The sequence below is a fragment of the Bartonella sp. AA86SXKL genome (assembly GCF_042196885.1).
Genome location: NZ_JBHIRE010000468.1, coordinates 1 through 616 on the forward strand (window position 1 = coordinate 1; position 616 = coordinate 616).

A 616-nucleotide genomic window follows, 5' to 3' on the forward strand; every position below is an offset into this window, starting at 1 on the left:
CATGTTCGTTATGGTTTTAGCAGGGCTGTAAGAGAAGCATCAGAACGTGCTACTTTTATTGTCACTCAAACAATTTTTTTTATGAGTCGTTTAATAGGGGGGAAGGAAGATCATTGTCGGCTAAGTGGTCCTTCTAAGACGGTTAAAATTGCTTGGCAAGTGAGTGAAACAGGTTTTCTCTCTTTATTGAATTTTACAGCTTTTCTTTCGATAGGTGTTGGACTTATTAATCTTTTTCCAATTCCTCCACTTGATGGTGGGTATTTGTTATTTCATGTTGTTGAAATCATTACTGGGAGGCCAATATCAGCTAAAATTCGGGAGATTATTTTTCGCTTAGGCCTCTGCTTTGTTCTCTCATTTATGCTTTTTGCACTCTTTAATGATTATTTTTGTTGGTTTAGCTAATTAAATTATGGAAAACATTTTATAAATTAGGTAATAGTAGAAAAATACAACTGAAAAGTCGTTTACCATATCCACAAAATATTGTGGCATCATGCGCTATAATGAGTAATTAAGGGGTGAGAAGTCTCGCTGTGTAAAAGAATTGTTATGGCAGTTAGCTTTTTGAGGCGTTGTGTTCAGGGAATAAGATAAGGTACAAAAGCCAATG

General features: G+C 35.2%; 1 protein-coding gene. It reads left to right on the forward strand.

All coding sequences use genetic code 11. The annotated features are described in order from the left end of the window. The coding region (locus ACFIO5_RS12675; RefSeq protein ID WP_375705596.1) for a site-2 protease family protein at positions 1-408 on the forward strand (408 nt) is incomplete at its 5' end. Positions 409-616 lie beyond the last annotated feature (208 nt).